This is a genomic window from Mesorhizobium sp. WSM4810 (assembly GCF_055811235.1).
Genome location: NZ_JBVVQV010000003.1, coordinates 375,178 through 400,601, shown reverse-complemented (window position 1 = coordinate 400,601; position 25,424 = coordinate 375,178). Strand labels below are relative to the sequence as shown.

General features: G+C 62.7%; 29 protein-coding genes. 18 read left to right on the top strand and 11 right to left on the bottom strand.

The window, feature by feature from the left end; genetic code table 11:
• Positions 1-65 precede the first annotated feature (65 nt).
• Together AC0L3O_RS06980 and AC0L3O_RS06975 are read right to left on the bottom strand one after the other, a co-directional pair.
• Positions 66-830 (bottom strand): arginyltransferase, encoded by a 765-nt coding sequence (locus AC0L3O_RS06980; RefSeq protein ID WP_027154654.1) that lies wholly within the window; start codon positions 828-830, stop codon positions 66-68.
• A gap of 137 nt (positions 831-967) precedes the next feature.
• On the bottom strand, positions 968-1,432 hold the full coding sequence (locus AC0L3O_RS06975) for an RDD family protein (protein WP_023798430.1): 465 nt from the start codon (positions 1,430-1,432) through the stop codon (positions 968-970).
• 221 nt (positions 1,433-1,653) lie between these two features.
• Between AC0L3O_RS06975 and sthA the strand changes: the two genes are divergently transcribed.
• Positions 1,654-3,042, top strand: coding sequence for a Si-specific NAD(P)(+) transhydrogenase (gene sthA, locus AC0L3O_RS06970; protein WP_473615215.1), 1,389 nt, complete (start codon positions 1,654-1,656; stop codon positions 3,040-3,042).
• A 13-nt stretch (positions 3,043-3,055) separates the two neighbouring features.
• Here the strand turns inward: sthA and AC0L3O_RS06965 are convergent, their stop codons facing one another.
• Complete coding sequence (locus AC0L3O_RS06965; protein ID WP_473615214.1) at positions 3,056-3,727, bottom strand: alpha/beta hydrolase; 672 nt, start codon at positions 3,725-3,727, stop codon at positions 3,056-3,058.
• 203 nt (positions 3,728-3,930) lie between these two features.
• On the opposite strand from AC0L3O_RS06965, the gene AC0L3O_RS06960 reads away from it, so the two are divergent.
• Complete coding sequence (locus AC0L3O_RS06960; RefSeq protein ID WP_473615213.1) at positions 3,931-5,145, top strand: OpgC family protein; 1,215 nt, start codon at positions 3,931-3,933, stop codon at positions 5,143-5,145.
• 6 nt (positions 5,146-5,151) lie between these two features.
• Positions 5,152-6,207 carry a hypothetical protein gene (locus AC0L3O_RS06955; protein WP_473615211.1) on the top strand — a complete coding sequence of 352 codons (1,056 nt, stop codon included), beginning with the start codon at positions 5,152-5,154 and terminating at the stop codon, positions 6,205-6,207.
• A 218-nt stretch (positions 6,208-6,425) separates the two neighbouring features.
• Here the strand turns inward: AC0L3O_RS06955 and AC0L3O_RS06950 are convergent, their stop codons facing one another.
• On the bottom strand, positions 6,426-7,508 hold the full coding sequence (locus AC0L3O_RS06950) for a LacI family DNA-binding transcriptional regulator (protein ID WP_473615210.1): 1,083 nt from the start codon (positions 7,506-7,508) through the stop codon (positions 6,426-6,428).
• A gap of 136 nt (positions 7,509-7,644) precedes the next feature.
• Between AC0L3O_RS06950 and AC0L3O_RS06945 the strand changes: the two genes are divergently transcribed.
• Together AC0L3O_RS06945 and AC0L3O_RS06940 are read left to right on the top strand one after the other, a co-directional pair.
• Positions 7,645-7,770 carry a hypothetical protein gene (locus AC0L3O_RS06945; protein WP_473615208.1) on the top strand — a complete coding sequence of 42 codons (126 nt, stop codon included), beginning with the start codon at positions 7,645-7,647 and terminating at the stop codon, positions 7,768-7,770.
• A gap of 84 nt (positions 7,771-7,854) precedes the next feature.
• The gene (locus tag AC0L3O_RS06940) at positions 7,855-8,019 is read left to right on the top strand and encodes a hypothetical protein (protein ID WP_473534644.1); all 165 of its coding nucleotides are present in this window, start codon (positions 7,855-7,857) and stop codon (positions 8,017-8,019) included.
• Between the two features lie 32 nt (positions 8,020-8,051).
• On the opposite strand, the gene AC0L3O_RS06935 is transcribed toward AC0L3O_RS06940, so the two are convergent.
• On the bottom strand, positions 8,052-8,426 hold the full coding sequence (locus AC0L3O_RS06935) for a DUF423 domain-containing protein (protein WP_128170670.1): 375 nt from the start codon (positions 8,424-8,426) through the stop codon (positions 8,052-8,054).
• A 34-nt stretch (positions 8,427-8,460) separates the two neighbouring features.
• The gene (locus AC0L3O_RS06930; RefSeq protein WP_473534643.1) at positions 8,461-9,714 is read right to left on the bottom strand and encodes a multidrug efflux MFS transporter; all 1,254 of its coding nucleotides are present in this window, start codon (positions 9,712-9,714) and stop codon (positions 8,461-8,463) included.
• 149 nt (positions 9,715-9,863) lie between these two features.
• Between AC0L3O_RS06930 and AC0L3O_RS06925 the strand changes: the two genes are divergently transcribed.
• Positions 9,864-10,121 (top strand): DUF982 domain-containing protein, encoded by a 258-nt coding sequence (locus AC0L3O_RS06925; RefSeq protein ID WP_023798420.1) that lies wholly within the window; start codon positions 9,864-9,866, stop codon positions 10,119-10,121.
• Positions 10,122-10,381: 260 nt separating this feature from the next.
• Here AC0L3O_RS06925 and AC0L3O_RS06920 read toward each other — a convergent pair whose 3' ends face one another.
• Positions 10,382-10,540: a hypothetical protein gene (locus tag AC0L3O_RS06920; protein ID WP_023798419.1), complete on the bottom strand. Its 159-nt coding sequence runs from the start codon at positions 10,538-10,540 to the stop codon at positions 10,382-10,384.
• Between the two features lie 202 nt (positions 10,541-10,742).
• Between AC0L3O_RS06920 and AC0L3O_RS06915 the strand changes: the two genes are divergently transcribed.
• Positions 10,743-11,714, top strand: coding sequence for a glycosyl transferase family 90 (locus AC0L3O_RS06915; protein WP_473534642.1), 972 nt, complete (start codon positions 10,743-10,745; stop codon positions 11,712-11,714).
• A gap of 30 nt (positions 11,715-11,744) precedes the next feature.
• On the opposite strand, the gene AC0L3O_RS06910 is transcribed toward AC0L3O_RS06915, so the two are convergent.
• Positions 11,745-12,788 carry an aldo/keto reductase gene (locus tag AC0L3O_RS06910; RefSeq protein ID WP_128246717.1) on the bottom strand — a complete coding sequence of 348 codons (1,044 nt, stop codon included), beginning with the start codon at positions 12,786-12,788 and terminating at the stop codon, positions 11,745-11,747.
• Here AC0L3O_RS06910 and AC0L3O_RS06905 point away from each other — a divergent pair.
• Together AC0L3O_RS06905 and ppk2 are read left to right on the top strand one after the other, a co-directional pair.
• A complete protein-coding gene (locus AC0L3O_RS06905) occupies positions 12,787-13,047 on the top strand; it encodes a hypothetical protein (RefSeq protein ID WP_287394952.1) in 261 nt (86 codons plus the stop codon). The genes AC0L3O_RS06910 and AC0L3O_RS06905 overlap by 2 nt on opposite strands.
• A complete protein-coding gene (gene ppk2 / locus AC0L3O_RS06900) occupies positions 13,044-13,964 on the top strand; it encodes a polyphosphate kinase 2 (RefSeq protein WP_091591586.1) in 921 nt (306 codons plus the stop codon). Before AC0L3O_RS06905 ends, ppk2 begins: the two co-directional genes overlap by 4 nt.
• A 213-nt stretch (positions 13,965-14,177) precedes the next feature.
• Here ppk2 and AC0L3O_RS06895 read toward each other — a convergent pair whose 3' ends face one another.
• From AC0L3O_RS06895 to hemB, 3 genes are all read right to left on the bottom strand, one after another.
• Positions 14,178-14,822 carry a dihydrofolate reductase family protein gene (locus tag AC0L3O_RS06895; protein WP_473534641.1) on the bottom strand — a complete coding sequence of 215 codons (645 nt, stop codon included), beginning with the start codon at positions 14,820-14,822 and terminating at the stop codon, positions 14,178-14,180.
• A 249-nt stretch (positions 14,823-15,071) separates the two neighbouring features.
• On the bottom strand, positions 15,072-15,368 hold the full coding sequence (locus tag AC0L3O_RS06890; RefSeq protein ID WP_091591582.1) for a nucleotidyltransferase family protein: 297 nt from the start codon (positions 15,366-15,368) through the stop codon (positions 15,072-15,074).
• Positions 15,369-15,416: 48 nt separating this feature from the next.
• Positions 15,417-16,448 (bottom strand): porphobilinogen synthase, encoded by a 1,032-nt coding sequence (hemB, locus tag AC0L3O_RS06885; protein WP_473534639.1) that lies wholly within the window; start codon positions 16,446-16,448, stop codon positions 15,417-15,419.
• A 205-nt stretch (positions 16,449-16,653) separates the two neighbouring features.
• On the opposite strand from hemB, the gene AC0L3O_RS06880 reads away from it, so the two are divergent.
• The 9 genes from AC0L3O_RS06880 to AC0L3O_RS06840 all read left to right on the top strand — a co-directional run bounded on the left by AC0L3O_RS06880 (position 16,654) and on the right by AC0L3O_RS06840 (position 25,295).
• A complete protein-coding gene (locus AC0L3O_RS06880) occupies positions 16,654-17,697 on the top strand; it encodes an enoyl-CoA hydratase/isomerase family protein (RefSeq protein ID WP_473615207.1) in 1,044 nt (347 codons plus the stop codon).
• Entirely contained in the window at positions 17,694-18,116 is a 423-nt protein-coding gene (locus AC0L3O_RS06875) for a DUF6163 family protein (RefSeq protein WP_473534637.1), read from the top strand. The genes AC0L3O_RS06880 and AC0L3O_RS06875 overlap by 4 nt, the downstream gene beginning before the upstream one ends.
• A 255-nt stretch (positions 18,117-18,371) precedes the next feature.
• Positions 18,372-18,887: a transcriptional regulator LdtR gene (gene ldtR / locus AC0L3O_RS06870; protein WP_027154640.1), complete on the top strand. Its 516-nt coding sequence runs from the start codon at positions 18,372-18,374 to the stop codon at positions 18,885-18,887.
• 364 nt (positions 18,888-19,251) lie between these two features.
• Positions 19,252-20,505 carry a L,D-transpeptidase family protein gene (locus AC0L3O_RS06865; RefSeq protein ID WP_023798410.1) on the top strand — a complete coding sequence of 418 codons (1,254 nt, stop codon included), beginning with the start codon at positions 19,252-19,254 and terminating at the stop codon, positions 20,503-20,505.
• A 308-nt stretch (positions 20,506-20,813) separates the two neighbouring features.
• Positions 20,814-22,127, top strand: a complete 1,314-nt coding sequence (gene glyA / locus AC0L3O_RS06860; protein WP_473534636.1) for a serine hydroxymethyltransferase — start codon at positions 20,814-20,816, stop codon at positions 22,125-22,127.
• A gap of 109 nt (positions 22,128-22,236) precedes the next feature.
• Positions 22,237-22,827 (top strand): invasion associated locus B family protein, encoded by a 591-nt coding sequence (locus tag AC0L3O_RS06855; protein ID WP_473534635.1) that lies wholly within the window; start codon positions 22,237-22,239, stop codon positions 22,825-22,827.
• Positions 22,828-22,961: 134 nt separating this feature from the next.
• Entirely contained in the window at positions 22,962-23,438 is a 477-nt protein-coding gene (gene nrdR, locus AC0L3O_RS06850; RefSeq protein ID WP_023798407.1) for a transcriptional regulator NrdR, read from the top strand.
• A 2-nt stretch (positions 23,439-23,440) separates the two neighbouring features.
• Entirely contained in the window at positions 23,441-24,562 is a 1,122-nt protein-coding gene (gene ribD / locus AC0L3O_RS06845) for a bifunctional diaminohydroxyphosphoribosylaminopyrimidine deaminase/5-amino-6-(5-phosphoribosylamino)uracil reductase RibD (protein WP_473534634.1), read from the top strand.
• A gap of 115 nt (positions 24,563-24,677) precedes the next feature.
• On the top strand, positions 24,678-25,295 hold the full coding sequence (locus AC0L3O_RS06840) for a riboflavin synthase (protein WP_287221745.1): 618 nt from the start codon (positions 24,678-24,680) through the stop codon (positions 25,293-25,295).
• The last annotated feature ends 129 nt before the right edge of the window (positions 25,296-25,424 follow it).

Here is a 25,424-nt window from a genome sequence, read left to right as displayed (position 1 = left end):
ACGCAGCCGAAAACCAGAAGCATCCTCCCTTGAAGCAGTTTAAGGATGGTTGGCGAAAGAGCGGATCAGCGCGAAACCGCTTCGTGGTCGTAGCGTTCCCAGCCTTTCGGGCCGAGATGCTCCTGCGGCATGAAGCGCATCTTATAGTTCATCTTGCGCGAGCCGTTGACCCAGTAGCCAAGATAGACATGGGGCAAGCCCATCGCCCTGGCGCGAGCGATGTGGTCGAGGATCATGAAGGTGCCGAGCGAGCGGTCCTCGAAGTCCGGGTTGAAGTAGGAATAGACCATCGACAGGCCATCGGCCATCTTGTCGGTGAGGGCGACTGCGATCAGCTCGCCCTGGCCCTTGCCGGTAATAAAGCTGTCGGGGCCGCGGCGCCGGTATTCGATGACCTTGGTGTCGACATGCGTGTCCTCGACCATCATGGCGTAGTCGAGCACCGTCATGTCGGACATGCCGCCGCGGCGATGGCGAGCATCGAGATAGCTGCGGAACAGCGAATACTGCTCGGTCGACGGTTGCGCGTCGTGCATCGCGCCGATGAGGTCTGAATTGTGCTGTATCACCCGCTTCATATTGCGGCTGGCAGTGAATTCCTGCGCCAGGATGCGCACCGAAACGCAGGCGCGGCAGGTCTCGCAGGCCGGCCGGTAAGCGATGTTCTGCGATCGCCGGAAGCCGCCTTGCGTCAACAGGTCGTTCATCTCCGATGCCTTGTCGCCGACCAGATGCGTGAACACCTTGCGCTCGAACTGGCCCTCAAGATACGGGCATGGCGACGGCGCGGTCAGGAAGAACTGCGGCGACTGGGTTGGATGCTGCGTCATCGACCCTTGGAAACACTCCTGCGAATCATCATACCTTTGGCGCGCACGGCGAAAAATTCAACAGGATTGTGAAAGCGTGGCTACCGGACGCCTTCACTTTGCACATAAATGCTCGCTGGGGCTGGTGAAAAGCTGTTTCAGCGGTCACTGCGGCTGACCACCGTGCCGAGCAGCAGGTCGTGCAGCGTGCGCTTGCGGTCGGCAAACAGCGACACCAGAAGGACCAGCGGCGTCAGGATGACGTTGCCGGCCCAGAACAGAACCGAATGCACCACCGCCGTCAGCCCGTCGATGCGGGTGCCGTCCAGACGGTCGAGCCGGATCCCCATCATCTTCATGCCCGTCGTGGCCTGGTCGGCGCTGCCGAGCGTGTTCCAGATGTAAAGGATGGCGACGGCCGGCACGAGGATGGAAAACAGCATCCAGCCAAGGCCAAGCGTCAAAATCCCGAGGAAGAACACCAGGATCGCGAACGGAATGGTGAGCAGCGCGACGATGCAATAATCGATGATGAAGGCGAGGACACGCCGCGTGCGCACGCCATCATAGGCCCTGACATCATCGAGCCTGCTGATTTCGCCGTCGAGAACGCGCGCGTTCATGTCATTTCCACGCAATCAGGCCCGGCATAGGGTGCGGGCCGCCTGGTGTTGAAATGGTGAAGTCCTGCGGCGGAATCAAGATCGAGCCTTTTTTCGGCCCTGCTACCGGGCAACGCCGAATGTAGACTGGATCGGTTGAATTTGCAGCACGGAATGACGTTAGTTTGCTGCAGCGCAACAAACACGGCAAATGCGCCCAAGGGGCGAGGGACAGGGCCAATATGGACTACGACATGCTGGTCATCGGCAGCGGGCCCTCAGGGCGCCGCGCCGCGGTGCAGTCGGCCAAGCTCGGCAAATCCGTGCTGGTGGCCGACAGGGGCCGGCGCCTTGGCGGCGTGTCCGTGCATACCGGCACCATTCCGTCGAAGACCTTGCGGGAAACCGTGCTCAACCTCTCGGGCTGGCGCGAGCGCGGCTTCTACGGGCGCGGCTACCGGGTCAAGCAGGATATATCGGTCGGTGATCTGATCGAACGCCTGCACAAAACGCTCGATCACGCGGTCGAGGTGCTGCAGCACCAGTTCATGCGCAACACGGTCAAGAGCGCGCGCGCCACAGTCAAGTTTCTCGGTCCCAACAGAGCCAGCCTGACGACGGATACCGGCGACTACAGCGAGGTCGGTTTTGCGCATGCGCTGATCGCGGTCGGCACCCGCCCGCACCGGCCGCGCGACGTGCCCTTCGACAAGATCCGTGTCTTCGACAGCGACGAAATGCTGGAACTCGAGCGCCTGCCGCGGACGCTGACGGTGATCGGCGCCGGCGTCATCGGCGTCGAATACGCGACGATCTTTTCGGCGCTCGACGTGCCGGTGACGCTGGTCGAGCCGCGCGACAGCATCCTCGATTTCGTCGACCGTGAGATCGTCGACGATTTCATCCATCAGATGCGCGACCGCGGCATGACGATCCGGCTCGGCAGTGCGATCAAGGAGATCGCCTCGAAACCAGACTATGCCGAGGTGACGCTTGCCGACGGCCGCAGCATACGCTCGGAGATGGTGCTCTATGCGGCGGGGCGCACCGGCAATGTCGGCGCGCTCGGCCTCGATGTGGTCGGCATCGAGGCCGATTTCCGGGGCCGCATCAAGGTCGACCCGCAGAGCTTCCGGACCAGTGCGCCGAACATCTATGCCGCCGGTGACGTCATCGGCTTTCCGAGCCTCGCCTCGACCTCGATGGAGCAGGGCAGGGTGGCCGCCTGCCATGCCTTCGGCGTGCCGTTGCCGCCGCCGCCGGAAACCTTTCCCTACGGCATCTACGCCGTGCCGGAAATCTCGACCGTCGGCCAGTCCGAGGAGCAGGTGCGCGAGGGTGGCGGTGCCTATGAGGTCGGCGTGGCGCGTTTCCGCGAAACCTCGCGCGGCCATATCATGGGCGTCAACACCGGCTTCCTGAAGCTTCTGTTCTCGATCGAAACGCGCCGGCTGCTCGGCGCGCATATCGTCGGCGAGGGCGCAACCGAACTGATCCACATCGGCCAGGCGGTGATCAATCTCGGTGGCACCGTCGATTTTTTCGTCAACAACACCTTCAACTATCCGACGCTGGCCGAAGCCTACAAGATCGCCGGGCTGGATGCCTGGAACCGGATGGGGCGGGCATAGGGCGACGGGCTCATCAATTCGCCAGCGCGATGGCGGCTGCCGGGCCCGCCAGCCACTGCCTGACGATTTCAGCATCCCGGTCGCCGATTTCATGGCCGGAGGCGATGGTGTGGGCATCGACCGCGGCGCCATGCGATTCGAGCAATGCGACCAACGCCGGGGCGAAGGGCGCGTAGGTCAGGTCATCTGCGCCGGCGATGATCAGCACGCGCGCTTTGGACAGATCGGCCGGGGGCACGTCGTCGAGCACCGGCATCGGGCGCAGCAACGCTGCCCGTTCGATGTGGCCGGAATGCAGCAGCATCACGCTCGAAACCAGGTTGGCGCCGTTCGAATAGCCGAGGAAAATCGTCCGGGCGAGGTCAAGACCGTGGCGCTTCGCGGCCGCGGTGATGAAGCCGGCGAAAGCGTCCGCCTCGGTGCGGATGCTCTCCTGTTCGAAGCGCGTCGGCGTGATCCGCGCGAACCAGCGGAAACCGTCCTCCTGGGCGATACGGCCGCGCACCGCCACCAGCACGGCGCGCGGTGCGATTTGCCGCGCCAGCGCCACCAGCGTCGTCTCGTCGACGCCGGATCCGTGTAGCAGAAAAAGGCATTCGCCGCTTGCATCCACGGGCCGATAAAGTCGGTAGAAAAACGGCAGGTCGCGCCGCAAAAAACCGTCTTCCGGAGGTTTTTCGGCCATATTGCATCCTTTTGATTTCGTGTGGTTTTTGTTCATTTGCCGGCTTCAGAACGGAATATTTTCGAGCCCCTTCAAAGTTGATTGAACCGGGCGCATTTCAGTCCGTTTGTTTGCCGATATGCTCCTGCGGGAGGAATCGAAGCGGTGCGTCCGGCGGTCGCATCGATCGCGGCATGAACAACCAGCTTTGAGGCCTTTTATCGATGACCATGCCAATTTCACCGGATCGCAATTCGCGTATCCCGGATCGCGGCACGCGTATCCCGGATCGCGATACGCGCATTGACGTGTTCCGCGCCCTCGCGCTGCTGATCATATTCGTCGATCATGTCCCTGGCACGGTTTTCGAAACCCTGACCTACAAGAATTTCGGCTTCTCGGATGCCGCCGAGGCCTTCGTGCTGATCTCCGGCATGTCCGTCGCGCTCGCCTACGGCTCAAAATTCCAGTCCGGAGACCGGCTCCTGGCGACACTGAAATTGTGGCGCCGCGCCGGTGTGCTCTATGTCGCCCACATCGTCACGACGATGGCGGTGCTGGCCATCTTCTGCGCGGCGGCGGTGTTCGCGAAGCGGCCGGACATGCTGACGCTGATCAACATCGAGCCATTGATCAGGGACCCGCAACATGTGCTGATCGGCATCGTCACGCTTGGCCATCAGCTTGGCTACAACAACATCCTGCCGCTCTATGCGGTGCTGCTGCTGATGGCGCCCACCTTCCTGCTGTTCATCAGCTACCGGCCTTTCACGGCGCTCGCCCTGTCCGGAACTCTGTGGCTGGTTGCCGGGATCTACCAGATCGCCCCGCCGAATTACCCTGAGCCCGGCTTCTGGTTCCTCAATCCGCTGTCGTGGCAGTTCCTCTTCAACATCGGCCTGGCGAGCATGCTGCACATCAGGCGCGGCGGCGCCATTCCGGTCAATCGCTGGCTGGTCGGCGCGTCGGCGGTCTATGTCGCGACGGCATTGGTCTGGGTGCACAGCCCGCTATGGGGGCACATGTCGTGGCTGAACCTGCCGGTGGTGCTGACCGGCTTCGACAAGACGTTCCTGTCGCTGCCGAGGCTGCTGCACATATTGGCGGTGAGCTATTTGATCGTGGCGTTTCCTTCTGTCTCCAATCTGTTCCGCACCAGCCGCGACCATCCGCTCGCCATGTTGGGCAAGCGATCGCTGCCGGTTTTCATCGCCGGCACGGTGATTGCCATGACGGCGCAGGTGATGAAGCTGATCAACCCGGGCGGATTTGCCTATGACGGCCTGCTGATCGCCGCCGGCATCGCCATGCAGTTCGCGCTCGCCTATTATCTCGAATGGCGGTCTTCTATTGGCGGCAACAGCAAGCCGGTCCGCAGCCAGGCGCCGCCGATCCATGCATCCTTCGGCGTGGGGACCATGGCGACTACCAACCCCTAGAGATTTTTGCAGCCGAGTCGAATCTATTCCGCTGCTTTCTCCAACCAGTCGCTGACGGCGAAGAACAATGGCGACGAGACCATCACGCTGACGGTTTCGGGCAAGCTCGACAACATGTTCATGACGGTCGCGAATTTTCCAACGATGGATCTGGGGGTTTCCTCGACAGCCCAATACCGCTTGCGCAAGATAAACGCACCTTGCGTGTTGGCGCTGCACCCCAGTGCAAGCGACGCGCTTGTTCTCGATTCAAACGCCAAGATCAACGCCGCCGACTGCAGGGTTCATTCCAATTCGTCGAGCAGCAGGGGTATCGAGGCCAAAAGCAATTCCCTCGTCAGTGCGGATTCGATCTGCGTCGTCGGCAGCGCAGCCGGCGGCGCTTCGCACTATTCGCCGGCGCCCGAGGTCGGATGTCCCGTCCTTGCCGATCCGCTGGCGACTGTTCCGGCACCCGTCGTTCCAAACTGCGACTTCAGCAACAAGGTATACGATAATAAGACGGTCACAATTGATCCTGGCGTCTACTGTGGAGGGATATCCATCCTCAACAACTCCGTTGTCACGTTCCGCCCTGGTGTTTACTTCGTCAATGACGGGAAGTTCTTTGTCGACTCCAACGCGAAGGTCCAAGGCGACGGCGTCGGTTTCTACCTGACTGGAAACAACGCGACGCTGCATTTCACCAGCAATACGAGAATCGATTTCACCGCGCCTTCGACCGGTGCCCTGGCTGGAATTCTTTTCTTCGAGGACCGCAGCGCGCCGGTCGAGCGCCTCCATTATTTCGATAGCAACAGCATCACCAGGGAGACGGGTTCTATGTACCTGTCACGCGGCATATTTTCCACTGACAGCAACTCCACCATCGCTGCAAATTCGGCCTTCACAAACGTCATCGCCCGGAAGGTGTGGATCAAGTCGAATGCCAGCCTCACCCTCAACGCCGACTATGGTGCGACAACGGTGCCGAATGTCGCAGTTTCCTATGAAGGAGTAGGAAGCCGTATGGCTGGTAAAGTGAACCTGGCCCTCCCCATGCGCAACCGACGCATGACTTGACTACAGATTCCGCATCGGGACAAAAAGGGCGGGGAGGCAGCGGTGCCGGATCGGTCGCGCTACGGTCGCGCTGGCTGTGGGTGACGAGCCCAAAGGTCCGGGCCCTGACCGAGGCTTGTACACGCGGGGGGGCACCTCGCGCTCCCTGCGGGCGGGGCAAGAACACTGGCCAGGCGCAGGAAACCGCGCCACGTATTAAATTAATTTGACGACCGGGCTCAGGCTGCCTTGGGCGGCGGTCCCGAAGATGCCCTGACGACAAGCTCGACGCCAAGCGTCTCGCGCCGCACCGTGCCGTCGAAATCGAGGATCGTTCGCGCCGCCCGGCGGCCGATCTCGGCGATTGGCTGCGCGACCGTAGTCAGCGGAGGATCGCAAAGTGCGGCGTCAGGCACGCCGTCGAAGCCGACGACGGAGACGTCGCCGGGAACCGCGATGCCACGCGCGGCCAACCATTCGATCGCGACCATGGCGATCCGGTCCGACATCGCCAGGATGGCGGTCGGCTGCGCTGCCGAGGCGAAGATCGTTTCGAGGCCGGCCCTTGTGCTGGCTTCGTCGTTTTCGGTCTCGTATACCGGTATCCCGGCGGTATCGACGCCATACCGGGAAAACGCCTCGAAATAGCCGACGAGGCGATCGCGCGTGCCGGTGTAAAGGGCCGTCCGGACCTTCTCCGGCGAGACAAGGCCGGTGCTGCCGTCGGCGAAGGGCAGCGCCAGCACGGCAAAGCGCCGATGGCCAAGCTCGGCGAGATGCTGCGCCGCCAGGCGGGCGCCGGCGACATTGTCGACGCCGATTGCCGAAACGGTGTCGTCGTCGAAACCGAGCTCAAGCGCGACAAAGGGGAGTTTGCGTTCGCGCGTCAGTTCGACAAGCCGTGAACCGCCCTCGATGCAGAACAGGATGAAGCCGTCGACCAGCGCGCTCTGGATGTTCCAGGCAAGTTTTTCCTGGTTGCCGGCCGATACCAGCGCTATTCCCGCGCCGGTGGCGTCACAGGCCTCGGAAATGCCGGCCATCATCGCGCGGGCAAAGGGATCATCAAAGAAATAGGACAGCGGCTCGGTCGTGGCGACGCCAATCGCGTTGGCCTTGCCGGCGCGCAGCAGCCGGCCCTTCGGGTCGGGACCGGCATAGCCCATCGCCTCGGCCGCCGCCTTGACCCGTTCGCGGACTTCCTCGCGCACGATCTCGGGACGGCTGAAGACGTTGGAGGCGGTGCCGTGCGAAACCCCGGCGGCCTTGGCGATGTCGGCCAGCCGGATGGGTCTAGTATTGCTTTCGCTGGATGATGCCATTTTTCTGCTCCAGCCTGCTATCTGACACCTTTGTTGGATCGATTCAAATTTTGCTTGACATCAGCGCGGTCCAAGCCTAGTTTTGAATCGATCCAATTAAGTACCGTCATTGGATCGATTCAGCAAGGAGCGAGCCATGCACCCCGTCAATTATTTGTTCGAAGACATCTATCGCAACGACTGGAGCATAATTTCGAAGGCGGAGACCCGGACGCGTCGCGGCAGCGCCGGCTGGATCCGCGATCTGCAATTTCTCGTGTAGGGCAAGCGGAGCTGATCGGCAGCGCTTTTTTCATGCCTGTCGATTGGATCGATTCAAACCTCAAGTCGAAGAGGAAACCAAGCCATGCACCCGATCAACCATCTGTTCGAAGAGATCTATCGCAACTATTGGGGCATCTCGCCGACCATCGACAGGCCGGAGCGGCGGCGCCTGGCCAAGCCGGCGGCACGCAATCGCGACCTGCCGGTCCGGCCCGAGCGCCGGCAAGAGTGGCCATCGTCTGACTGACCGTCGTTTGGCGGAAGCCGAATCCGGCCGCCTCAGGAGCGCGGGCGCCTCAGCGCCGAGGCCGCAACGGCCAGCCAGCCGGCGATGAGCAAGGTGCCGCCGATCGGCGCCGACATCGAAAAAAGCCGCGAGCCGAGGAAGTCGCGGGCAAGGAGATCGCCGCAGAACAAGACAAGCCCGACGAGAAGAATAAGGCTTGCGGTTCGCATGATCCGGTTTGCGCCAACGAGGCCGACGGCAAGGAAGACCGGTGCATGCATGAGCAGGAAGGTCGCGACCGTGCCGACGAGAGCGCCGCCCAGATGTGCCGCCGCGGCAGAAAGCGCCACACCGGCCGCGCCGCACAGGCCGCCGGCGAAAACGAGGATGCGGCCGATGCCGCTTGCTGGGTGGTCGGCTGTGCTCATGGCTTGGACTCCGTGAAGTGGCCCGCAAACGGTGTCAGGATTTGCCCGCCTGCACCAGCATGTCGCGCGCGCGGCGCGACTGGACCAGCCAGTTATACGCCGCTCCGCCCGCCATCAGCACGGATGTGCCGAGAAACACTGTGCGCATGCCGAAACGACCGCCGACGAAGCCGCCGAGCAGCGGGCCGGCAACCTGTCCGACATACTGCGCCGAGATCGACAGACCGAGCACATTGCCGCCGACGCCGTCCGGAACATTATGGCGGATGACACTGGTGATGCAGGGCAAGAGGCCGCCAAGCGCCAGTCCCATCAGGAAACGCAGGCCGATGAGCTGCCAGCCCTGCGTGACGAAAGCCTGCGGGATCAGCAGCAGCGCCGAGACGGCAAGCGCCGCGATGATGACGTTCCAGTGGCCGACGCGGTCGGCGAGCTTGCCGAGACGCGAGGCCGACAGGATGGCGCCAAGTGCCGCCGCCGACATGACCACGCCGGACATCAGCGTGACCCGGCTTTGGTCCTCGATGATCTGTTGCACATAGACAGCGATGATCGGCTCGATCGACATGGTGGCGAAACTCAGCAGCATGCCGGTCACCAGCATGGCGACGATCGGGCGCTTGTCCGGGATTTGCGACCAGCCGCCTTTCGGCTTCTCGGTCGTTGCCGATTTGCCGGTCGCCGGGCGAGGGTTCTCCTTGATGAGAAAAGTCGTTGCCAGGAACGCCAGGAAAATCACGCCGCCGGCGACCAGGAAGGTGGCGCGGATGCCGATCAAGGGCGGCAGCGCGCCGCCGAGCAGGGGACCGACGAGAGCGCCGCCGGTGATGCCGGCCGACAGCACGCCGAGCGCCCAGCCCGACCGCTCCTTCGGCGTCTGCATGGCGACGAGAATGGTCGAGCCCGAGGAATAGCCACCGGCGAAACCGATCAGCAGGCGTAGCAGCACCAATTGCCAGACGGTCTCCACCATGCCGGTCAGCGACATGCAGACGGCCATGCCGAAACTGGCGCGCACCAGCATCAGCTTGCGGCCGTAGCGGTCGCCAAGCCGTCCCCACAGCGGCGCGACCAGCGCGGCGGCGAAGAAGGTCGCGCCATAGGCGATGCCGGACCACTGCACAACAGCCGCGTGGCCCTCGGCGCCCAGCTGCTCGACGTAAAGCGGCAGGAAGGGCAACAGCAGCGTCATGGCGACAAGCGTGCTGAACGAGCCGGCAAAGCACACGGCGAGATTGCGGCGCCAATGGATATTGTGGGCGCCTTGGGTGGCAGGGTCTTGCGGCATGTCTGTCCTGTCCGGCAGTCTCTCGACGGCATCATTGCACAAGAACTGGCGCGGCCTGGCTGCCAGGGGATTAGCCAGCGTCGCGGCGTGATTGCGGTGGCAACCACTTTCGCGCTCGCTTCGCAAGCGGCGATGGCGTAAGAGCGGCGATGGAAAACAACCGATTTGAAACACCCGTGACCGTCAAGGGCGCGGCGGGAACCACTCAGCTCTTGCGCACGGCCCGCGAGGCTTCCGACTACCTCCTCAACAACTGGCCCGGCAAGCGCAGTCCAAAGCACCGCGAAGCGCTGCAGGCCTGCCATGATGCGCTGGCCGGCGACAAACCGGCAATGATTGCAAGGCGTGCCTTCATCGCCGCCGCCCGCGAAGTGAACGTTTTCGTCAGCGACAAGGCGCCGGTCTGAAGACGCAGGGAAATCTGATCCGCCTCGCGGGCCGGGTGCGCTTTTACTAAGGGGCAACCGCTTCAGGTTTGCAGTGCCCCTCATTGCCCTGCCCGTCCTCCGCAGCAGCTGCGGAGGATGGGCCGGGCATTTCTCCCCGTATAGTGACGGAAGAAAGCGGCCTGCCCCAAGGGTTTCGCCAATTCCGGCGTTGCAGAAAGCGCGCCAAGGTTGCGGCCAGTTCCCTTGTCGCCGTCACTATGAAGCGATTGCCCTGCAGTTTACTCTGCGGTTTCCGTTTCGGTCTCGGACGTGGTCTCGTCTTCCGGCTTCGAACGTTCCTTGGCTGCAACCTTGGCCGCTTGCTTTTCCGCCTTCTTGGCAGCCTTCTGCCGGTCGCGTTCCTTGCGTTCCTGGCCGTAATTCGGTGCTCGCGCCATATCTCTTCCTTTCGCAATCCAAAGGGTTATTAGCCCTGCCTAGGAGCATTGGGCTCCAAACACAACACCGCAAAGAGCGATCGGCTCCATAGACAGCCGGCAGGCCGGTTGAACACGGTTCCGTGGCTTGCAAGATAGCCGGCACAATGGTGTAGGAGGCACCGGGGGGCAAATCACAAGCCGACTTTTCACCAAGTGACCGATGGCCACCCTTCAAAGAAACGCACAGAAGCTATTCTACTATGCGCGCAATGCCGTGCGCGATATTGCACCGCAGGCGCTGTTCCGCCGCAGGCTCGCCGGGCTGCTCGATCAGGCCAGGCTTTCGGACGGATCGGTCCGCGCGCGTCTCAACTACTACAACAGATTGCAGGACGCTTTCGCGCCGAGCGGCGGGGCCGTGCCGGTCAGCCGGCTACCGAGAGGCCGGAGCATGTATTACTACGATCTGAAGGAATTTACCCGCTACTTCGATCCCGATTTGCGCATCGACCTCGAATTCGGCGACGTCGCCGACGTGCCTGCGATGCCGTCGATCGTCAAGGATCGGCCGATCGCCGGCGACAACAGCAACGGGGTCCTGTTCAAGCTCAACAAGTTCCGCCACTTCCACATGCCCGCCGACGATGTAGCCTTCGCGGACAAGCTTCCGGTTGCGGTGTGGCGCGGCGAGCTCAACAATCCGATAAGGACCTTGCTTCTGGACGCTGCGCGCGATCTGCCCTTTTGCGATGTCGGAACGCCCAAACCGACGGCAGCGCCGGAATATCGCAAGCCTTATCTGAGCATCGACCAGCAGCGGCGCTGTCGCTACATCATTTCGCTCGAAGGCAACGATGTGGCGACCAACTTGAAATGGGTCATGAGTTCGAATTCGCTGTGCCTGATGCCGCCGCCGACATATGAGACATGGTTCGCCGAAAGCGAACTCGTGGCTGGTGTTCACTATGTGCCGCTCGAACCTGATTTCACGGATCTTGCCGAGCGGGTGCAATATCTCGAACGCCATCCGACTGAGGCCGAACGCATCGTTGCCGCCGCCAACGCCTATTGCCGCAAGTTCGCCGACGAGCGGACCGAGCAGGCGATCTGCTTGCTCGTGCTCTACAAATATTTCGTGCTCAGCGGCCAGATCGAGCCTGATCCCGAGGTCTGGCGTTTTATCTCAGGCTAAGCCCACGGCGACCTTCGACCTGATCCGTTGTCAGATATCTTCTCGGTCAAGAACCAGATCGGCCGGACCAAACCGGTCTTTTGCCGTGAATTGCTGGTGCCAATAGGGGTAGAGAACCGGCGGGCGGCTCACAGTGTCGAGGCGTGCGCGCTCATCGCTGGTCAGCACCAGGCTGGCTGCGGCGATATTGTCCTTGAACTGCGCTTCGGTCCGTCCGCCGATCACCAGCGAACTGACCGCGGGCCGGCCGAGCAGCCAGGCAAGCGCCACCTGCGCCGCCGAGACGCCATGGTTCTCGCCGATATGGGCAAGCGCGTCGACGATCCGCCACAGCCGGTCCTCGTCACGGATTGGCGGTTCGGTCCAGCCGCTGAGCTGGCGCGCGGTGGCCTGGTCGCGGTGGTATTTGCCGGACAGCAATCCACCGGCGAGCGGGCTCCACACCAGCACGCCAAGCCCCTGGTCGACCGAGATCGGCAGCAGTTCATATTCGGCTTCGCGCGCTTCCAGCGTGTAGTGGATCTGCTGGGTGACGAAACGCGGCTGGTGCTGGCGGTCGCTGACCCCCAGCGCCTTCATCACCTGCCAGCCGGAATAGTTGGAACAGCCGACATAGCGGACCTTGCCCTGGCTGACGAGTGTGTCGAGCGCGGCGATGGTCTCTTCGAGCGGCGTCGTGCCGTCCCATTCGTGCAGGAAATAGATGTCAATGACGTCGGTCCTGAGGCGTTTCAGGCTCTTCTCGCACTCGCGGATCAGATGGTAGCGCGACAGGCCCTCATCGTTGGGGCCGTCGCCGATCCGCATGCGCGCCTTGGAGGCGATCAGCACATCGCCCTTGCGTTTGCCGCCGAGCGCTTCGCCGATGATCTCTTCCGAAAGCCCGTTCGAATAGACATTGGCGGTGTCGATGAGATTGATGCCGGCGTCGATGCAGAGGTCGATCATCCGGCGTGCCTCGTCGAGATCGGTCTTGCCGACCGCCGAGAATGCGCCGGCGCCGCCAAAAGTCATGGTGCCCATGGTCAGCGTCGAAACCTTCAGCCCGGAACGGCCGAGTGTGCGGTATTCCATGTCAGATCCTCGCGATTGCGTTGAAAAGAGTGTTTTGAAGGTTGCTCGGGGAAACCTGGCATTTGTAGGACAATTCGAGCCGCTTGTCGTGTGTGCCAGGAGGCTGATCGATCCCATCTCGCGGAGTTGGGCGACCGGCGTGCGGGCCGGCTGCAATAAAACCGTCATTGCCGGCCTATATGCAAGTCGGCTCAAGGTGTCCGATCTCGGCCGGCAGGCCGAGGCCGACGCGGGCGTGCACGCGGAGCAGCATAAATGACCGAAGCAAAACAGAATTCTCCCGCCAGGGACTGGCTGGAAGCGGAACTCGCCGACACGCTCGACGAGGACTACGAGCTGGAGATGTCGGAACCGGCGCTGTCGCTGGAAATCGCCAAGATCTACAAGAACGCGCATCCGCCCTCGATGGATCGCCTGCAATATTTTCGCGACCTGATCACGCTGCAATCCGAATTGATCAAGCTGCAGTCCTGGGTGGCTTACACCAGGAAGAAGCTGGTGGTGGTTTTCGAGGGCCGCGATTCGGCCGGCAAGGGGGGCGTCATCAAGCGCATCACCCAGCGGCTCAATCCGCGCATCTGCCGCGTCGTCGCACTTCCGGCGCCGACCGAGCGCGAGAAATCGCAATGGTATTTTCAGCGCTACGTGCCGCATCTGCCGGCAGGCGGCGAGATCGTGCTGTTCGACCGCTCCTGGTATAACCGCTCCGGCGTCGAACGTGTGATGGGCTTCGCCGAGCCGGACCAGGTCGAGGAGTTTTTTCGCGACGTGCCGGAGTTCGAGCGCATGCTGGTCCGCTCCGGCATCACCCTGGTCAAATACTGGTTCTCCATCACCGACGAGGAGCAGCAGATGCGCTTTCAGATGCGCATCCATGATCCGATGAAGCAGTGGAAGCTGTCGCCGATGGACCTGCAGTCGCGCGTGCGCTGGGAACAGTATACCAAGGCCAAGGAAGAGACCTTCGCCCGCACCAACATTCCCGAAGCCCCCTGGTTCATCGTCGAGGGCAACGACAAGAAGCGGGCGCGGCTGAACTGCATCGATCATCTCCTCAAGCAGATGCCTTATGAGGAAGTGCCGCACGAAGAGATCACGCTGCCCGATCGCGTCTTCAATCCAGAATACGAGCGCCAGGTGCTGCCGCGCGAGCTGTATGTTCCGGAGAAGTATTGAGGAGCGCGCCCCTTCTCCCCTTGTGGGAGAAGGTGGATCGGCGCACAGCGCCGAGCCGGATGAGGGGTGCTGGAAGAAATGAGGCGTCAGCGATCCTGGCGCTGTGCGTCCAATTTGGACGAGGGTGTCCGCCAAGCTGGAACACCCCTCATCCGACCGAGCTTCGCTCGGCCCCCTTCTCCCACAAGGGGAGAAGGGGGATCCTAGCCAGGCTTACGCGCGCTCGATGGTGACATGCATGGCGTTCGGCGTGCCCACCTGCTCGCTGCAGCGGTAGCCGAGTTTGACCATGTCGATGCCGGCAAAAAGGTTCTCGCCCGAGCCGAGCAGCATCGGCGATATCGCCAGATGCATGTCGTCGATGAGCTTTTCCCTCAGATATTGCCGGATCGTGGCGACGCCGCCGCCGAGCCGGACATCCTTGCCGTCAGCCGCGGCTTTCGCCTTTTCCAGCGCCGAGTGAATGCCGTCGGTCACGAAATAGAAGGTCGTGCCGCCCTCCATGACGATAGGTTCCCGCGGATGGTGGGTGAGCACGAAGACCGGCACATGGTAGGGCGGATTGTCTCCCCACCAGCCCTTCCAGGTGTCATCGGGCCAAGCGCCGCGGATCGGTCCGAACATGTTGCGGCCCATGATCCACGCGCCGATGTTTTCGAAGCTGCGCGTTACGAACGCGTCGTCGGTATCCGTGGTCCCGTCATCTTCGCCGGACATGTTGCGGAAGCTTCGGGTGCCGAACATCCATGTGTGCAGGGCTTCCCCGCCGACGCCCAGCGGCTCTTTCAGGTCCTGGTCGGGACCGGCGCCGAAGCCGTCGACAGATAGGGTGAAAGCGTTGACGCGAAGCTTTGACATGAGGACCTCCCTCTTATCCAGTTGTGAAATGCAAGCAGTTGCTTTTAGCTAGACTGATTGCACTGTGCAAGCGGTATTTCGCCGCCGAGCATAAGCGGCTCGTTTGGCCAGCAACAGGGCCACCGCAAAGAGGGGTGGTTGCGCAGCAGCTACTTGCGCCGCGACGCCTCGAGGATGCGCTCGACAGCTAGGCGGAGCGGAGCGCCGCCGTGATCTCGGCCAGGATAGGCTCGATCCGGCGGACGGCCATCAGAATACGCGCACGGCCGATCGTTCGATCTCGGCCTTCAACATGGGATGAAGGCTGTCACGCGTGGTGATGTCGATTTCCGTTGACATCTTCTCTTCCAGAAATTGCTTGATCCCGACCAGGTCGATCAGAGAAAAGCGCCGGGCTGGGTCATAGTCGATGAACAGATCAAGATCGCTGTCCGGCTGGGCATCGTCTCGCGCTGCCGACCCGAACAGATACAGCGAAGTCGCGCCCATGCCTTTGATGGCGTCTGCGTTTCTCTGCAACCGTTCGATGACCTCGTTCCTGCTCATGGGTCCATTCTAGCGGATTGCAGCAAAATTCCAAAACGATGCGAGTGCCTACCCCTTAAGCATCGCCGCCACTTCAGGCGCGAAATAGGTGAGAATTCCGTCGCAGCCGGCGCGCTTGAAGGCGAGCAGCGATTCCAGCATCGCCTTGTCGCCGTCGATCCAGCCATTCGCGGCGGCCGCCTTGATCATCGAATATTCGCCCGACACCTGATAGGCGAAGGTCGGCATCCGGAATTCGTCCTTCAGCCTGCGGATGATGTCGAGATAGGGCAGGCCGGGCTTGACCATCAGCATATCGGCGCCCTCGGCGAGGTCCTGTTCGGCCTCGCGCACGGCCTCGTCGGAATTGGCGTGGTCGAGATAGTAAGTCTTCTTGTCGCCCTTGAGCAGGCCGGCGGTGCCAACCGCCTCGCGATAGGGTCCGTAGAAGGCGGAGGCGAATTTCGTTGCGTAGGACATGATCGCCACATCCTGAAAACCATTGGCGTCGAGCGCATCGCGGATGGCGCCGATGCGGCCATCCATCATGTCGGACGGGGCAATGATATCGGCGCCGGCCGAAGCCTGGATGACGGCAGCCGCGGTGACCTGCTCCACGGTCTGGTCGTTGACGATGATGCCGTCGCGCAAGATGCCGTCATGGCCGTGCGAGGTGAAGGGATCGAGCGCCGCATCGGTGATGATGCCGATCTCGGGCACCGCGTGCTTGATGCCGCGCGTGGCGCGGTTGATGACGTTTTCCGGATCGAGGATGTGCGAGCCGGTCTGGTCGCGCAGGCCGAGCTCGACATTGGGGAAGGTGGCGATCGCCGGAATGCCGAGCTTTGCCGCGCGCTCGGCCTCCTTGACGGCAAGGTCGAGCGACAGGCGGAAGACACCAGGCATGGCGGCGATCGGTTCACGGATATTTTTCCCATCGACGACGAAGATCGGCCAGATCAGATCGTCGACGGAGAGCCGGTTCTCCTGGACGAGGCGGCGCGACCAGTCGGCCTTGCGCATGCGGCGCAAACGGCGGCTGCCGGTGATCTCGTCGACGCTGCGCGCGCCGGCAGGCTTTGCTGGGGTGAATTTGTTCATCGCCAAAACTCCGGATTGGCGGCTTTTAACACGAGCCTCCGCCGCTGACCAATGCGGCACGATAGTGCCAGGCACAAGCTGGATACCGGTATACGAGTTCCCGACCGTTGTTGCCCGACAGGATTGCGCCTTGGCATTGACGTAGCCATGCGCCACGCTTTAGCACTTCAGTCCCGGCGGCATTGGGCGAGGGATTCTTTAGGCGATGGATTTTGGCGGCGGCAACGAGATCCGCTTCGAACGACTGGGCAGCGCCGGCGTCGTCACGCTGACGCGGCCGCAGGCGCTCAATGCCGTCACCCATCGCATGGTCAAGGCGCTCGACAAGGCGCTGCGCGCCTGGGAGCGCGACGACGGCGTCGATGTTGTCGTCGTCAAGGCCGAGGGCAGGGCGTTTTCGGCCGGCGGCGACATCCTCCACATCTACCAGGCCGGCCGGGCGGGAAAGCCGCCGGTCGATTTCTTCGCCGACGAATACCGGCTGAACGCCCGCATCGCGCGGTTCGAAAAACCCTATGTCGCGCTGATCGACGGCATCGTCATGGGCGGCGGCGTCGGCATCTCCTTCCACGGCTCGCATCGGCTGCTGACCGAGAACGCCCAGTTTGCGATGCCGGAAGTCGGCATCGGCTTTTTCCCGGATGTCGGCGCCAGTCATCTGCTGCCGGGCCTCGGCGGCAGCTTCGGCATGTATCTGGCCCTGACCGGAAACCGCATCCGCTATGGCGACGCTCTGTGGTCGGGCCTGGCGACGCACACGATCAAGGCGCAGGACCAGGCCGGCTTTCTCGACCGGCTGGTTGCGAGCGGCGACCCGGAAGCGGCGCTGCACGGCTTTTCCGTCCCGGCCCGGCGCGAAACGGACAGTCCGACACTGGAAGCCATCGCTCGCCATTTCGCGCAGCCGTCGCTGAGCGACATCATCGGCAGCCTGGAGCGCGCCGCACCCGCAGACGCGTTCGCGGCAAAGACACTGGCGACGATCCGCACCCGCTCGCCGACCAGCCTGCATGTTGCCTGGCGCGAGATCAGCGCCGGGCTGACGCTGTCGATGGACGAGTGCATGCGGATGGAGTTCCGCATCCTCAACCGCATGCTTGCCGGCCACGATTTCTACGAAGGCATCCGCGCCGCCATCATCGACAAGGGCTCGTCGCCGCAATGGCGGCCGGCAGACATCGACGACGTCGGTGCTGCCGATGTCGATGCCTATTTCGCTCCGCTCGGCGAACGGGAACTCACGCTGTGAGCGAGGTCACGTCGAGACGCGTCGTGCTCCAGCCCTCGACGGCCGAGGTCATCTTCGCCTGGTTTCAGCGCGTCATCTCAGCCTACTGTCTGTTGTTCGGGATTTTGTACTGGATCCGGCTGATCGGCTTCTATCCCGGATCGTTGTGGCGCTTCGACCTGATGCCGGTGCATTGGCAGGTGGCGGCGGTGACGCTCGCCGTCTTCTTTCCCTTCGCTGCCGCCGGTCTGTGGATGCTGGCCTCCTGGGGGCCGGTGATCTGGTTCATCTGCGCGGCGACCGAGACGGTCATGCATGCCGGCTTTCCCGAGCTCTTCGGTCACCGGCCGCTGATCGTCGCCTCGCATGCGGCGGTGGCGCTGCTCTACATCGTCTTTCGCGTGGTGATCTGGGTGCAGAAGCGCCGGAGCCGGCAATAGAGCATCGGATCGATGCTCAACAAGAATAACCCACGCGTCCGGTTGGACGGGCAAATTACCCCCCGGATTCATTGGCTAAATCTTTAGGTTAATCGTCCTTGTTCGGGTGACCCTTCGTTAAGCCTCTTTCGAAACCTATTACCGGTAAGCTCTTGTTAGCCCTAGCGTTTAAGTCGAATTTTATGAGTATTCGATAGTGTCGCGATCAAGGTGAAAAACAAAAAATCACCAGGCGACAAACGAGAGGCAAAGACAATGATCAATTCCCGTCCGGCGGCGAAGACCGCCAACGTATCCGACGACCGCCGCGAGGCGATCCGTTCGCTGTACATGGAATCGCTGCAGCTGGTGGAACGGCTGCACCGCCGCCTGCTTGACGTGATCAAGGACGAATTCGACCGCAACGGCCGTTCCGATATCAACGCCATCCAGGCGCTGCTGCTCTTCAATATCGGCAATTCGGAACTGACCGCTGGCGAGTTGCGCTCGCGCGGCTATTATCTCGGCTCGAACGTCTCCTACAATCTGAAGAAGCTGGTCGATCTCGGCTTCATCAACCACCAGCGCTCGCGCATCGACCGCCGTTCGGTGCGGGTCTCGCTGACGCCGAAGGGCAGTGAGGTGGCGGAAGTCGTCGCCGGCCTCTACGAGCGCCATGTCGGCTCGATCGAGCAGGTCGGCGGCATCAACACGGAAGAATTCAAGCAAATGAACCGCGCCCTGCAGCGCCTCGACCGCTTCTGGAACGACACAATCGCCTACCGGATGTAAGCATGTCCCTCGCATGAAGGGGCAACTGCGCCACAAGCGCGGTCGGGGAGCGATCCAAAAGACCGGTGCCGAAAAGCATCGGTCTTTGCGTTTCGTGAGGACCAGCCGATCCAAATCGCGGTCAGGGTCACGTTGCCGCCATATTCCCGGTGGAAGCGAGAACGCGGGTGATGTTGCGGCGCGAGCCAATCCGTCTCCCCGCCAACCGCCTCTGTGAAGGCGTCGCGCCCGGTCGCGTTCTCGCACAGAAGCGATTGGGGCATGGTTGGCTAATTGTTAAGGGCGCCACCCTTAGAGTGGGCCGGCCTAGCATGCGGGCGGATCGCCCGGTGAAAAAACTGTTACAGGACTATCTGGAGCGTACATGAGAACCAGTCGCCGTTTCTTCCTTTCCGGAGCCTCCGCATTGGCCGCGACGATGGTTGCCGGTGGCGCCAGCGCGCAGGACGTGATCGCGGACATCCTGAAATCCTCGGGCCGCGGCAACTGGAACGACCAGTTCGACGCCCGCGCCAGCGAGGGCGGCAAGGTGGCCTCGACGCTGCCGATCGTCAGCCTGCAGACCGTTGCGTACACCGAGCAGGCTATCGCGCAGTATCAGAATATTGTCGCGCAGGGCGGCTGGGAGCGGGTCCCGGACACCAAGAAATTGCAACTCGGCGTCATCGATCCCGATGTGGTGCCATTGCGCAGGCGCTTGATGGTTTCGGGCGACCTGGCGCAGAGCGCCGGCCTTTCAGAGGCCTTCGATTCCTATGTCGATGCGGCGGTCAAGCGCTTCCAGGCGCGTCATGGCCTGCCTTCCGACGGGACCCTGGGCCAATATAGCTATGCGGCGATGAATGTCTCGGCGCAGGTCCGGCTTGGCCAGCTGCAGACCAATCTGCAGCGGCTGAACGAACGCGCCGGTACGCTGGGCAACCGCTATGTATTGGTCGATATCCCTGGCGCCCAGATCGAAGCGGTCGAGAACGACCGCGTCGTGCTGCGCCACACCGCCGTTGTCGGCAAGATCGATCGCCAGACGCCGATCGTCGATTCCAAGATCAACGAGATCATCGTCAATCCTTACTGGAACGCGCCAGTCTCGATCGTGCGCAAGGACATCATTCCGCTGATGCGGAAGGACCCCAACTATCTCAAGGACAGCAAGATCCGGCTGTTCGCACCGGATGGCAGCGAGGTCGATCCACTGACCGTCGACTGGTCGACCGACGACGCGGAGAAATACCGCTTTCGCCAGGATCCGGGCGCCGGCAATGCGATGGCCTCGGTCAAGATCAATTTCCCGAGTCCGGACGGCGTCTACATGCACGACACGCCGCAGCAGAGCCTGTTCGGCAAAATGATGCGCTTCGATTCCTCGGGCTGCGTGCGCGTCCAGAACGTGCGCGACCTCGTCACCTGGATCCTGCGCGACACGCCGGGCTGGAGCCGCCAGCATTTCGAGGCGTCGATCAAGAGCGGCGAGAACATCCCGGTGCAGGTCACCAATCCGGTGCCGGTCTTTTTCCTCTACATCTCGGCCTGGTCGACGGGGCCTGGCGTCGTGCAGTTCCGCGACGACATCTACGGGCTCGACGGAGCCAACGAGCTGCAGATCACCTCTGCGCTCTAAGCCCCTGATGTTATTGAATTGATAAAGGCCGCCATCGAGGCGGCCTTTTTGACGTGCGCCAGGCATGGCGCGTGGTGCGCGAGCACCGTTTGGCCGGGATGATAGCCGATCAATGACTTGGAGGTGAAAGTCCTCTGCTGGCCCTGGTGGCGTCGCGAAGCATTGCTGAACGGCCGGCAGGCGAGGAAATAGGTGGCTCTTCGCCTCGCTGCCGCAATCCGACCAGCAAATTTCGCGCCGCAAACGTGGCGGGGCGAAAGCAACTGTGTTAATGGCGCGGCAGACCCCGGACGACAAGGATCTCAAGCATGGCAACAGCAGCGGCAGTGTCGAACAAATTCGAATCCTTCTTCGAAACCACGCTTGCCGATGCCGATCCGGAGATTTTCGGCGCGATCCGCAACGAACTCGGCCGCCAGCGCCACGAGATCGAGCTGATCGCTTCGGAAAACATCGTCTCCCGCGCCGTGCTGGAAGCGCAGGGGTCGGTCATGACCAACAAATACGCCGAGGGCTATCCCGGCAAGCGCTACTATGGCGGCTGCCAGTTCGTCGACGTGGCCGAGGAACTGGCCATCGAGCGCGCCAAAAAGCTGTTCGGCTGCAACTTCGCCAATGTCCAGCCGAATTCCGGCAGCCAGATGAACCAGGCGGTCTTTTTGGCGCTGCTGCAGCCCGGCGACACCTTCATGGGGCTCGACCTGAATTCCGGTGGCCACCTGACGCACGGTTCGCCGGTCAACATGAGCGGCAAATGGTTCAAGGTCGTTTCCTACGGCGTCCGCAGGGACGATCACCTGCTCGACATGGACGCGATCGAGAAGACCGCCCACGAGACCAGGCCGAAGCTGATCCTGGCCGGCGGCACTGCCTATTCGCGCGTCTGGGACTGGAAGCGTTTTCGCGAGATCGCCGACTCGATCGGCGCCTATCTGATGGTCGACATGGCCCACATCGCCGGCCTGGTCGCCGGCGGCGTGCATCCGTCGCCGCTGCCATACGCCCATGTGGTCACCACCACCACGCACAAGTCGCTGCGTGGCCCGCGCGGCGGCATGATCCTGTGCAATGACGAGGACATCGCCAAGAAGATGAACTCGGCGGTGTTTCCAGGCCTGCAGGGTGGTCCGCTGATGCACGTCATCGCCGCCAAGGCGGTGGCCTTCGGCGAAGCGCTGAAGCCAAGCTTCAAGATCTATGCCGAGAGCGTTGCCGCCAACGCCAAGGCGCTGGCCTCCAGCTTGCAGGAGACCGGTCTCGACATCGTCTCCGGTGGCACCGACAACCATCTTATGCTGGTTGACCTCAGGCCGAAGAACGCCACCGGCAAGCGTGCCGAGGCAGCGCTTAGCCGCGCCAACATCACCTGCAACAAGAACGGCATCCCTTTCGATCCCGAAAAGCCGTTCGTCACCTCGGGCGTGCGCCTAGGCACGCCGGCCGGCACCACGCGCGGTTTCGGCCAGGCCGAGTTCCGCGAGATCGGCAAGCTGATCGCCGAGGTGCTGGACGGACTCAAGGCCGCGAATTCCGATGAGGGCAATGCAGCCGTCGAAGCAGCGGTGAAGGCGAAGGTGGCCGCGTTGACGGATCGTTTTCCGCTCTATCCCTATCTCGGTTGAGCTCACGCAAGCTGTCGTCCTCGGTTGAGCTCACGCAAGCTGTCGTCCCTTATCGCCGGACGAGAAGCACTTTTTCAGCGGGGACGGAGTCCGGACAGGAGCCTTGACGATGATGCAGATTTTCCGTGTCGCTGGCTTTGGCGCGCTTGGCGTATTGTTGGTCACATTGACCACCTTGCCGTCCGCCGCCCAGGCACAGTCTGCGCCCACCCCAGCCGCACCGAAGACCGAAACCTTCGGCAACTGGTCCACCACTGTGGACGAGATCGATACCGGTGGGGATCTGCGCAAGACCTGCGTCGCCTCGACCGCCTTCCTCGACGCGAGCGGTACCAGCGGCACGCTCACGCTTGCCATCTCGAACGGTGATGCACTGCCGCCCAATGGCTATCCGACCCTCGTCATCGCCATGAAGAACAAGGACTTGCCGACTGGCGAGAACATTCCGGCGGTGTTCGGCGATGGCGACGGCAAGGTCAAGGCGACCGTCGATGCCATGGCCGGTGGCGGCGGAAAATGGATGTTGAACAACAAGCCCGAGATCAGCCTGGCACTGCTGCGTGCCATGCGCCGCGCCAGCGCGCTCGACGTCATATTTGCCGACACGCCGGTCGCGACCGTATCGATGGACGGCTTCACCAAGGCCTATCGCAGCCTCGGCGTGTCATGTGGGTTCCCGACTGCTGACGTCGCGCCGTAATCGGCCGGTATTGCCGTTGATGCTGGCAATTTTCCCCGCGCCTCGCTATCTCTGAGGCGCGATCCGATACTTTGCCATCGCGGCAAAAACCTCTAAGCCTTCGCTCCACGAGAATCGCGAACACAAGGCTGCCCATGCGCTGTCCCTACTGCCAGTCCGAAGATACGCAGGTGAAGGATTCGCGCCCCGCCGAAGACGGCGCGGCGATCCGCAGGCGGCGCGTCTGCCCCGATTGCGGCGGCCGCTTCACCACCTTCGAACGTGTGCAGTTGCGCGACCTCGTGGTGGTGAAGAAATCCGGACGCAAGGTGCCGTTCGACCGCGACAAGCTGCTGCGCTCGGTCGAGATCGCCGTGCGCAAGCGCAATGTCGATCCCGAGCGCATCGACCGCGCGGTGACCGGCATCGTGCGCCAGCTCGAAAGCTCCGGCGAGACCGAGGTCGCCTCGGGCGAGGTCGGCCGCCTGGTGATGGAGGCACTGAAGTCGCTCGACGACGTCGCCTATGTCCGCTTCGCCTCGGTCTATCGCAATTTCCGCGAGGCCAAGGATTTTCACGACGTGCTGGGTGAGCTTAAAGGTGACGAGCTCAAGGAAGAGGACGCCGGCTGAGCATGGCAAGGCGCGGCCAAGCCGAGCAAGAGGTTCTTGATCGCCGCTTCATGGCGGCGGCACTGAGGCTGTCGCGGAAAAACGCCGGGCGGACCTCGACCAACCCTTCCGTCGGCACGCTGATCGTGCGCGACGACGGCACCGGGCCGATGATCGTCGGCACCGGCGTCACCGCTGTCGGCGGCCGGCCGCATGCCGAGACCGAGGCGCTGGCGGAGGCCGGCGAGCTCGCACGCGGCGCCACCGCCTATGTCACATTGGAGCCCTGCGCCCACCATGGCCGCACCCCGCCTTGCGCCAGAGCACTGGTCAATGCCGGCGTCGCGCGGCTGGTTGGCGCTGCGAGCGACCCCGATCCACGCGTGTCCGGCAACGGCTATGCGATCCTGCGTGCCGCCGGTGTCGAAGTGGTCGAAAAGGTGCTCGTGGCAGAAGCCGCCGAGCAGATGGCCGGCTATCTCATTCGATCCCTGAAAAAACGTCCGGAAGTAATCCTGAAACTTGCGCTTTCCAGCGACGGCAAGATCGGCATGGGAGGCGCGGGGCAGGTCTCGATCACCGGCGAAATCGCCCGGCGCGAAGTCTATCTGATGCGCGCCGAAGCCGACGGCGTACTGATCGGCATCGGCACGGCGCTGGAGGACGATCCGGCGCTGACGGTGCGGTTGCCGGGGCTGGAGAACCGCTCGCCGGCGCGCATCGTGCTCGACCGCCAGATCAGGCTGCCGGAAACGTCGAAACTGGTCGCCGGCGTCGACCGGGTTCCGCTCTATGTCGCCGCCTGTGCCGAAGCCGATCCGCAGCGGCGGGCCGCGCTCGAACGCGCCGGCGTGCGCTTCATCGGCACCGAGACGTATGAAGGCGATATTGCGCTGCCGGAGTTGCTCGAGGATCTAGCCGCACTCGGCATGGCGAGCGTGCTGGTCGAGGGCGGCGCCAAGGTGGCCAAGGCCTTCCTCGCCGAAGGGCTGGTCGACCGCATCGTGCTGTTCCAGGGGCAGGAGCCGATCGGCAGGAGCGGCATTGCATCGCCCATCGACGCCGACCATATCCCGGCAGGATTTCGCAAATTGCGTGACATGCGTTTCGGCGAAGACAGCTACGCCGAGTGGATAAGACCATGATCCCGAAAAGTGGGAACCGGTTTTCGGAAAAGATCATGGCCAACCAAGAAGACATGATCCCAAAAAGTGGGGCCGGCTTGGACAAGAACATGGTCAAACTGAAAGCCAGAGTCTGATGTTTACCGGGATTGTCACCGATGTCGGCACCGTCGCTGCCGTCAAGCCGCTGAAAGAGGGCGTCGGCTTGCGCATCGACACCACCTATGATCCGCAGACGATCGCCATTGGGGCTTCGATTTCCTGCGGCGGCGTCTGCCTGACGGTGACGGCGCTGCCGGAAAGCGGCGCCAACGCGCGCTGGTTCGAGGTCGAGGCCTGGGAAGAGGCACTCAGGCTGACGACGGCCATGGGCTGGAAATCCGGCACCAGGATCAATCTGGAGCGGCCGCTGAAGATCGGCGACGAACTCGGTGGCCACATCGTTTCAGGCCATGTCGACGGCATGGCCGAGATCGTTGCGCGCAAGGAGGAGGGCGATGCCGTGCGCTTTACGCTGGAAGCGCCGCGCGACCTGGCCAAATTCATCGCACCCAAGGGCTCGGTCGCGCTCGACGGCACCTCGCTTACCGTCAACAAGGTCGACGGCACACGCTTCGACGTGCTCTTGATCCATCACTCGCTGACCGTGACCACCTGGGGCGAACGTCAGGTCGGCGACCGCGTCAATCTGGAGATCGACACCATGGCCCGCTACGCGGCCCGCCTGGCGGAGGCCGCGAAAGAGGGGCTTTGATGGTCCTGCCGGAGAGCGGCGTGGATTCATACGGTTATCTGAACGGGACGAGCACCTCGGATCTGATTGGCGCCTTGTTCCGTTTGGCGTTGCCCCTCACCCGCCTGCCGGCGACCTCTCCCCGTAAAC

Excerpts from the sequence above, each read along its gene's own strand:
- AC0L3O_RS06980 (WP_027154654.1), bottom strand. The coding sequence starts at position 830 with ATGACGCAGCATCCAACCCAGTCGCCGCAGTTCTTCCTGACCGCGCCG.
- AC0L3O_RS06975 (WP_023798430.1), bottom strand. The coding sequence starts at position 1,432 with ATGAACGCGCGCGTTCTCGACGGCGAAATCAGCAGGCTCGATGATGTC.
- sthA (WP_473615215.1), top strand. The coding sequence starts at position 1,654 with ATGGACTACGACATGCTGGTCATCGGCAGCGGGCCCTCAGGGCGCCGC.
- AC0L3O_RS06965 (WP_473615214.1), bottom strand. The coding sequence starts at position 3,727 with ATGGCCGAAAAACCTCCGGAAGACGGTTTTTTGCGGCGCGACCTGCCG.
- AC0L3O_RS06960 (WP_473615213.1), top strand. The coding sequence starts at position 3,931 with ATGACCATGCCAATTTCACCGGATCGCAATTCGCGTATCCCGGATCGC.
- AC0L3O_RS06950 (WP_473615210.1), bottom strand. The coding sequence starts at position 7,508 with ATGGCATCATCCAGCGAAAGCAATACTAGACCCATCCGGCTGGCCGAC.
- AC0L3O_RS06945 (WP_473615208.1), top strand. The coding sequence starts at position 7,645 with ATGCACCCCGTCAATTATTTGTTCGAAGACATCTATCGCAACGACTGG.
- AC0L3O_RS06940 (WP_473534644.1), top strand. The coding sequence starts at position 7,855 with ATGCACCCGATCAACCATCTGTTCGAAGAGATCTATCGCAACTATTGG.
- AC0L3O_RS06935 (WP_128170670.1), bottom strand. The coding sequence starts at position 8,426 with ATGAGCACAGCCGACCACCCAGCAAGCGGCATCGGCCGCATCCTCGTT.
- AC0L3O_RS06930 (WP_473534643.1), bottom strand. The coding sequence starts at position 9,714 with ATGCCGCAAGACCCTGCCACCCAAGGCGCCCACAATATCCATTGGCGC.
- AC0L3O_RS06925 (WP_023798420.1), top strand. The coding sequence starts at position 9,864 with ATGGAAAACAACCGATTTGAAACACCCGTGACCGTCAAGGGCGCGGCG.
- AC0L3O_RS06920 (WP_023798419.1), bottom strand. The coding sequence starts at position 10,540 with ATGGCGCGAGCACCGAATTACGGCCAGGAACGCAAGGAACGCGACCGG.
- AC0L3O_RS06915 (WP_473534642.1), top strand. The coding sequence starts at position 10,743 with ATGGCCACCCTTCAAAGAAACGCACAGAAGCTATTCTACTATGCGCGC.
- AC0L3O_RS06905 (WP_287394952.1), top strand. The coding sequence starts at position 12,787 with ATGTCAGATCCTCGCGATTGCGTTGAAAAGAGTGTTTTGAAGGTTGCT.
- AC0L3O_RS06910 (WP_128246717.1), bottom strand. The coding sequence starts at position 12,788 with ATGGAATACCGCACACTCGGCCGTTCCGGGCTGAAGGTTTCGACGCTG.
- ppk2 (WP_091591586.1), top strand. The coding sequence starts at position 13,044 with ATGACCGAAGCAAAACAGAATTCTCCCGCCAGGGACTGGCTGGAAGCG.
- AC0L3O_RS06895 (WP_473534641.1), bottom strand. The coding sequence starts at position 14,822 with ATGTCAAAGCTTCGCGTCAACGCTTTCACCCTATCTGTCGACGGCTTC.
- AC0L3O_RS06890 (WP_091591582.1), bottom strand. The coding sequence starts at position 15,368 with ATGAGCAGGAACGAGGTCATCGAACGGTTGCAGAGAAACGCAGACGCC.
- hemB (WP_473534639.1), bottom strand. The coding sequence starts at position 16,448 with ATGAACAAATTCACCCCAGCAAAGCCTGCCGGCGCGCGCAGCGTCGAC.
- AC0L3O_RS06880 (WP_473615207.1), top strand. The coding sequence starts at position 16,654 with ATGGATTTTGGCGGCGGCAACGAGATCCGCTTCGAACGACTGGGCAGC.
- ldtR (WP_027154640.1), top strand. The coding sequence starts at position 18,372 with ATGATCAATTCCCGTCCGGCGGCGAAGACCGCCAACGTATCCGACGAC.
- AC0L3O_RS06865 (WP_023798410.1), top strand. The coding sequence starts at position 19,252 with ATGAGAACCAGTCGCCGTTTCTTCCTTTCCGGAGCCTCCGCATTGGCC.
- glyA (WP_473534636.1), top strand. The coding sequence starts at position 20,814 with ATGGCAACAGCAGCGGCAGTGTCGAACAAATTCGAATCCTTCTTCGAA.
- AC0L3O_RS06855 (WP_473534635.1), top strand. The coding sequence starts at position 22,237 with ATGATGCAGATTTTCCGTGTCGCTGGCTTTGGCGCGCTTGGCGTATTG.
- nrdR (WP_023798407.1), top strand. The coding sequence starts at position 22,962 with ATGCGCTGTCCCTACTGCCAGTCCGAAGATACGCAGGTGAAGGATTCG.
- ribD (WP_473534634.1), top strand. The coding sequence starts at position 23,441 with ATGGCAAGGCGCGGCCAAGCCGAGCAAGAGGTTCTTGATCGCCGCTTC.
- AC0L3O_RS06840 (WP_287221745.1), top strand. The coding sequence starts at position 24,678 with ATGTTTACCGGGATTGTCACCGATGTCGGCACCGTCGCTGCCGTCAAG.